A 6807-nucleotide genomic window follows, 5' to 3' on the forward strand; every position below is an offset into this window, starting at 1 on the left:
TGTGTCTCCGTGTCTCTGTGGTGACCGTTCTCCCGCTTAAACCACGTCGTGCTTGCGGATGAACTCCCGCACGGCCGGCATGATGTTCTCGCGCCAGCGGCGGCCGTTGAAGATGCCGTAGTGGCCGACGCCCTTCTGGTAATGGCGCCCGCGCATCTCGTCCGGCAGGGAGGCGCAGAGGCGGTGCGCGGCCTCCGTCTGGCCGGGGGCGGAGATGTCGTCCAGCTCGCCCTCCACGGTCATCAGCGCGGTCTTGCGGATGGCCGCCGGCTCGACCTTGCGGTCGCGGGAGATCATGGTGCCGTTGGCGAGGTCGTGCTTCTGGAACACCGTCTCGATGGTCTGCAGGTAGAACTCCGCCGACAGGTCCATCACCGACAGGTACTCGTCGTAGAAGCGGCGGTGCTGCTCCGCGCTGTCGCCGTCGCCGCGGACGAGGTGGCGGAACAGGCCGATGTGCTCCCCGATGTGGCGGTCCAGATGCATGGACATGAAGCCCGACAGCTGGATGAAGCCTGGATAGACTTGGCGGAAGCCGCCGGGATAGTAGGCCGGCACCGTGGTGATCACGTTGCGCTCGAACCAGGACAGCGGGCGGGACGCGGCCAGCTGCACCGGCACGGTCGGGTTGGCCGTCGGGTCGATCGGGCCGCCCATCAACGTCATGGAGCGCGGCTGCACCGGCTCGTCCGCCGCCGCCATCAGCGACACCGCGGCCAGCACCGGCACCGCCGGCTGGCAGACGGCGATGACGTGGGTCTGCGGTCCCAGGAAGCGGATCATCTCCGCCACCGTGTTGATGTAGTCGTCCAGGTCGAAGCGCCCGCGCGCCAGCGGCACCAGCCGGGCATCCACCCAGTCGGTGATGAAGACGTCGTGGTCGGCCAGCAGCGCCGCCACCGTGCCGCGCAGCAGGGTCGCGTGGTGGCCCGACATCGGGGCGACCAGCAGGACGCGCGGCTGGGCCGGCGTGCCCTCGGGCTTGGCGAAGTGCAGGAGGTTGCAAAAGGGTTTCTGGAGCGCGAACCGTTCGGTGATCGCAACGGTCTCGCCGTTCACAACCGTCGTCTTCAGGCCGAAGGCGGGCTTCGGGAAGCGGCGCGTCGTGCGCTCCAGCAATTCGGCGCCGGCCGCCATGGCGCGACCGAGACGGGTGTAGGAGACCGGGCTGAAGGGGTTCTGGAAGGTGTGCTGAGCCGCCTCGGCCATCAGGCGCATCGGGCGCAGCGCCGCGTGCTGCATGTCGTAGAGATGGTAAAGCAACAGATCCTCGCTAAGGCGGTTGGTCCCGTGCCCGGTCGGGTGGGGATGCCAGACATTGGTCGTATGACCCACGGATAGTTTGTGCAGGCATCTAACCAAAGGTCAATAGCCCAACGACCCGGCTCGGACATGTATTTGCAATGGAAACGGATTTGCGCAGCCTTGGGGCCACGCATCGCAGCGCTGCAAAAGAATCATGTGATGGAAAAGGCACACCTCCGGCTGCGCACCCCCTCCGCGCCCGCGCGCGGAGGGTTGCCGGATCGAGACGACATTTTATGAAACGGGTTGGTTATGGGACCGCAACGGTCGCGCGCACCGGCAGATGGTCGGACGCGCGGCGGGTCAGCACTGTGCGCACCACCTCGAAGGCCGGGATCACCAGTCCGCCGCTGGCGTAGATGCGGTCGAGCCGCAGCGTGGGCATGCGCGCGTGGAAACTGCGCGGGTTGGCGCAGTCGGGAAAGGCTTGGCCCAGCCGCTTCAGCCGCGGCGAGTTGGGCGTCCACTCGTTCAGGTCGCCCATGAACAGCGTCGGCAAGTCCGGCCGTTCCGCCACCCGGCCGATGATGGTTTCCACCTGCTTGGCCCGTTCCCACGGGTCGAGGCCGAGGTGGGCGACGATGACGCGCACCGGGCGCCCCTGCACCTCCACCACGCAGTCGAGCCCGCCGCGCGGCTCCCGCCGGCCGACGCTGAGGTCGATGTGCGCGCAGTCCCGCACCGGCAGGCGCGTCAGGATGGCGTTGCCGTAGTGGGCGCGCGCGTTGTGCTTGGTCGGGCCGGCGTGGGCCTTCAGGCCGGTGGCCTTCTCCAGGAAGGCGAACTGATCGAGCCCGGCCTCCCCCCTGTGATGCCAGCCGACCTCCTGGAGGCCGACGAGGTCGACGTCCAGCTCCTTGATCACCTCGGCGATGCGGTCGGGCGCGAAACGCGCGTCCAGCCCGACGCAGCTATGAATGTTCCAGGTCGCGATGCGCAGCGTCGCCATGCCCTCGGGCACCGATCCGGCGCGCCCGTCGAGACGGCGCCGCGGGCGGCGGGCACGGGCGGCACGCAGCGCGGCGGCGATCCGCTCGACGCGCTCTTGGCTGAATCGGATCACCGGTCTTGCTCCCCCGTCTCTGCCGTCTTCATGGTTTGGGCCGTCTTCATGGTTTGGGCCGTCTTCGCCTTCTTGGCCGTCTTCTTCACGATTCGGTTGCCCACCCAGCCGAGCGACAGCGCGACCAGCGCCACCAGCGCCAGAAGGGTGATGTCGGCGGCCGAGGGATCCCGCATCGTCCGTTCCAGCTGGTTGCCCAGAAGGTTGAAGACGAGGATGCCCGGCGCCATCCCCAGCACCGTTCCGAACAGATAGTCGAGGAAGCGGATCCGGGAAGCCCCCGCGACAAGATTGACCACGGTGAAGGGCGCCACCGGCACCGCCCGCACGGCGACGACGGCGAGCACGCCGCTGTCGCCCAGCCGCTCGCTGACCTTCGTCACAGCCGGCCCGCCGTAGCGTTCCAGCGGCTTCCGCCCGGCGGCGCGGCCGACCCAGAACAGCACCGCGGCCGAAGCCAGCACCCCGGCCAGCGCGGTCGGGAAGCCCAGCCACGGCCCCAGCGCGATGGCGGTCGCGGCGACCAGCAACATCACCGGAAACATCACGAGGCCGCCCACCACATAGAGCAGCACGAGCCAGAGCGGGCCGAGGGGCACCTCCCGCACCCGCGCGATGGCGCGGAGCACGCCGTCGAGCGTCGCCCACTCCTGCAAGGGGGTGTGGCTCCACAGGCCCCACATCCCGCCGACCGCCAGCAGCACGGCGAACAGCGCGATCCAATGATGCCGGCGCGGGATGCTGGAGGGCAGGACGCGGCGCACGATCTCCACCGCGCCGACCGGCCGTTCCGGGTCGAAGACCTTGGCGTCGGCGACGGCCGCGGCCAGCACGCCGGGCTCCTGGTCCTCCATCGGCTTCAGGGTGCGCCCGTCGGGACGGCGCAGCGTCTCGATGGTGTGGACGAGCGAGCCGCTGCGGCGCAGCTCCGCCGCCACGCTTTCCGGGGCGACGCCGAGATGCTCGGCCACCAGGGAGTTGCGCACGTCCACGATGGCGCGGCGGGCCTGCCGCCCCTCCTCGCGGTGCTTTTCTTCCGGGCCGGCCGGCGCCTCCAGCGCCAGGTCGCATTCGGTGTCGAGCCCCATGGAGCGGTTGTTCAGGTTGGCGGAGCCGATGCGCAGCAGCCGGTCGTCCACCACCATCACCTTGGCGTGCACGGTGATGCAGGCTCCGCCGTCGGTCAGGGCGACGTACAGGCGGAAGCGCCCATGGGTGTCGGCCTCCCGCAGCTCCCGCGTCAGGCGGGCGCGGGCACCCAGCATGACGGTGTTCTCAAGCCAGCTGGTCGTGCGCACCGGGTTGACGATCACCACCTCCGGCCCGTCCGGCTCGGCCAGCCGCGCCTTCAGCGCGTCGGCCACGGCGGTCGAGGCGAAATACTGGCTTTCCATGTAGATGATGTGCCGGGCGGAGCGGATGGCCTCCACATACAGCGCCTCCACCTCGCGCACCTCCTCGCGGCCGTTCCAGGACGGGGCGGTGCGGGCGATGCCGACGGGCATGTCGCGCAGAAGCGGCGTCAGGGTCGGCGGCCAGGGGTCCAGGCTGTGCACGGCCGCGCGCTTGGCGTTGATGCTGAGCCGGTGCGGGCGCGACTGGAAGGCCGAGGGCGGCGGCGGCGGGTCCAGGTGCGTGCCGGTGGCGCGGTGCCAGCGCTCGCGGAACAGCTCCCCCATCGCGCGGGCGGCGTCGCCGTCCACCGCCATCATCACGTCGTGGAAGGGCTCGTAAGGATTGCCGTCCGGCTGGCGGCGCAGCGGCTCGTGGGCGCGGTGGGCGCGCGTGTCCCAGCGGTTGGCGGTGATGTCCAGCCCGCCGCAAAAGGCCAGCTGGTCGTCGATGACCAGGATCTTCTGATGGTGGCAGGCGCCCGCGGGGTGGTCGCTGTCCAGCCGGTAATGCAGGCGCGGGTGGCTCAGCCAGTTGCGCAGGAACAGCGGCTTCGACCAGCGGGCGAGGTCGAACAGCTCCGCATAGTCCCACTTCAGCACATGGATGGACAGGTCGGGCCGGGTCGCCGCCAGCCAGTTCAGCAGGGTGCCCAGCCGGTCCGGCCGGCGCGGGCGGCGCATCTGCGGCGTCAGCCGGATGCGCGCGTCGAAGTCCCAGGCGGTCAGGTAGATGCTGCGCCGCGCCCGGCGCATGGCCGTCTTGGCGATGGCGAAATAATCCTCCGCGTCGATGATCACGCCGACGCGCTCCGCCTGTTCAACCCGCCAGACGGTGTGGCCGGGGACCAGAATGGGTGCGGGGACGGCCGGTTGCGGCTGGCCGCGGGGGTGACGGGTGGGATCGGGGCGGGGTGCAAGCATGCGGTGTGGCCGGGTGTCGGACGGGGTTGGGCGGGGTCGGCAAGCGGAGTCGCTGCCACGAACAACACCTGGGAACGCGATCCCTCCCCGCCCACGCCGTCAGGCGAAATTTCGTTGCCCGACCGGCAACATACCGCGTACCGTCGGGGCCAACCCTTTCGGCCAGCACCCCCGAACCGCTACCCGAACCGTCCGCTGAAGAACGTTTCCAACACCATGACGCCGCACCGCCGATGCTGAGCTTCGCCGCACGTCGGCTCGCCGCCGTGGTGCCCGCCCTCCTCCTCTTCGCCCTGTGCGCCGCGCTGGCCGCGGCGGCTTACGCTCCCGACTGGAGCGGCGCGCTGCGGTCCGCCTTGGCCGGGCTGCCGGTGACCGTGGTGCTGGTCGTGCCGCCGCTGGCGGCGGGCACCCTGCTCGGCGCGCTGCTCGGGCTGACGGCCAGCCTGCGTCCGCGCTCGCTCTGCGGGCGCGCCGGCCGTACGCTCGGCGCGCTGGGACCGGCGCTGCCGGCCTTCCTGCTCGCGGCGGTCCTTGCCGCTCCCTTCACCATGATGGGGCGGAGCGGCTGGGCGGCGCTGCCGCTCGCCTGGCTGGCGCTGGCCGTCCCGCCCGCCGCGCAGGCGGCCCGGCTGGCGCGGGAGGCCCTGGACGACGAATTGCACGGCGATGACGTGAAGGACGGCCTTCCGAGGGCGCCGGGCGGCGTGGCGCTGCTGGCAGCGCGCGGGCGCGGCCTCGGCGAGCGGACGGTGCTGTGGCATCATGCGGTTCCGCTGGGCGTCGCGGCGGTGGTGGGCGGCCTGCGGATCGCGGTGGTCGCGACGGTGGCCGGGGCCGTCGCGGCGGAAAGCCTGTTCGACGTGCCCGGCGCCGGGCGCCTGTTCGTGACCGCGGCCCGTGCCAGTGATGCCGGGATCGCCGTTCCGGCGCTGGCCGCCCTGTGCGGGCTGGCGGTGCTTCTGGGCGCCGGCGCCGCCGTGCTGCACGGCTGGCTCGACCCGCGGGCGCGGCGCCCCTAATGTCGACCATCATGGATCGCACGCGCGGCGCGGCCGCATCCCCCAAATCCCCCTGGCCCGAAACCCCTTGGCAGGCCGCCGGCCGGCGGCTGGTCGATTGCCCGTCGTCGTCGGTGGGGCTGGTCGTGCTGATTACCCTGCTGCTCAGCGTGCCGACGGCCGCACTCATCGGCGCCCGGTTCGGCAACGGGCCGCTGGAGCGGGCTTTGGCCGCTGGGCAGGGCAGCCTGGCCTTCGCGCTGCTCGGCGGGCTGCTCGGTGCCGCGGTGGGGCTGGCCTGGGGCGTGGCGGCCACGGCGCTCGGAACCCGCGCGGAGCGCAGCCTGATGAGGCTGGCGGAGCGGCTGGCCGGATTGCCGCTGGTGCTGGCGCTGCCGCTCGCCGCCGGACTGGCCGGGCGCGGGCTGTGGGTGCTGGCCCCGGCCGCCGCCCTGACCGCCGCACCCTTCATCGCCCTGGTAACGCGGGCGGAGCTGCGCACCCTTCTGCGCCGCGAGTTCCTGGCCGCCGCCCAGGCGGCGGGCGTGCCGCCGGGGCGCATCCTGCGCCGCCACTTGATCCCCAACGCCGCGCTGCCGCTGGCCGCGGCTGCCTGGACCGCCCTGCCTCGCGCCCTGGCGGCGGAAAGCTTCGCCGGGCTGCTCGGCCTCGGCCTGCCCACCCCGGTGCCGAGTTGGGGCGCGGCGCTGGCCGCGGCGATCCGGGCCGGCGACCCTGCGGCGCTCGCCGCCCCGGCGCTGCTTCTGGCCCTGACCCTATGGGCCTTGCACGCGGTCGGGGACGGCCTGCGCGCCGCCGTGGGCGGCCGAAGCCAACACGCCGCCGTGGGCGGGGGCCGGCCATGACGGTCCCACGCCTGTCCGTCGAGGGGCTGTCGCTGCTGGCCGGCGACGCCGTCCTGCTCGACCGCCTGACGTTCGCGGTCGGCGCCGGGGAGGTGCTGGCCGTTTCCGGTGCGGCGGGAGCGGGGAAGAGCCTGCTGTTGAAAGCGCTGGCCGGGCTGGTGCCGCCGGACCTGACCTGCGATGGGACGATCCAGGCCGTGGGGCGCCGCATCCTGGTCACCACGGACGGGACGCTGTTCCCGCACCGGACGCTGGAG

Annotated in this window: 6 protein-coding genes; 3 read left to right on the forward strand and 3 right to left on the reverse strand. The window is 72.1% G+C overall.

Going from position 1 to position 6807, the window contains the following annotated elements:
* Positions 1 to 36: 36 nt before the first annotated feature.
* The 3 genes from M2351_RS14805 to M2351_RS14815 form a co-directional block, all read right to left on the reverse strand.
* A complete protein-coding gene (locus tag M2351_RS14805; RefSeq protein WP_264656800.1) occupies positions 37 to 1263 on the reverse strand; it encodes a polyhydroxyalkanoate depolymerase in 1227 nt (408 codons plus the stop codon).
* Positions 1264 to 1555: 292 nt separating this feature from the next.
* Complete coding sequence (locus tag M2351_RS14810) at positions 1556 to 2368, reverse strand: endonuclease/exonuclease/phosphatase family protein (RefSeq protein WP_264656801.1); 813 nt, start codon at positions 2366 to 2368, stop codon at positions 1556 to 1558.
* Complete coding sequence (locus M2351_RS14815; protein WP_264656802.1) at positions 2365 to 4683, reverse strand: VTT domain-containing protein; 2319 nt, start codon at positions 4681 to 4683, stop codon at positions 2365 to 2367. Before M2351_RS14815 ends, M2351_RS14810 begins: the two co-directional genes overlap by 4 nt.
* 233 nt (positions 4684 to 4916) lie before the next feature.
* On the opposite strand from M2351_RS14815, the gene M2351_RS14820 reads away from it, so the two are divergent.
* From M2351_RS14820 to M2351_RS14830, 3 genes are all read left to right on the forward strand, one after another.
* On the forward strand, positions 4917 to 5705 hold the full coding sequence (locus tag M2351_RS14820; protein WP_264656803.1) for an ABC transporter permease subunit: 789 nt from the start codon (positions 4917 to 4919) through the stop codon (positions 5703 to 5705).
* Positions 5705 to 6550: an ABC transporter permease subunit gene (locus tag M2351_RS14825; protein WP_264656804.1), complete on the forward strand. Its 846-nt coding sequence runs from the start codon at positions 5705 to 5707 to the stop codon at positions 6548 to 6550. The genes M2351_RS14820 and M2351_RS14825 overlap by 1 nt, the downstream gene beginning before the upstream one ends.
* On the forward strand, positions 6547 to 6807 hold a 261-nt coding region (locus tag M2351_RS14830), incomplete at its 3' end, for an ATP-binding cassette domain-containing protein (RefSeq protein WP_264656805.1). The genes M2351_RS14825 and M2351_RS14830, both read left to right, overlap by 4 nt.

It is taken from the genome of Azospirillum canadense (assembly GCF_025961225.1).
Taxonomy (GTDB): domain Bacteria; phylum Pseudomonadota; class Alphaproteobacteria; order Azospirillales; family Azospirillaceae; genus Azospirillum; species Azospirillum canadense.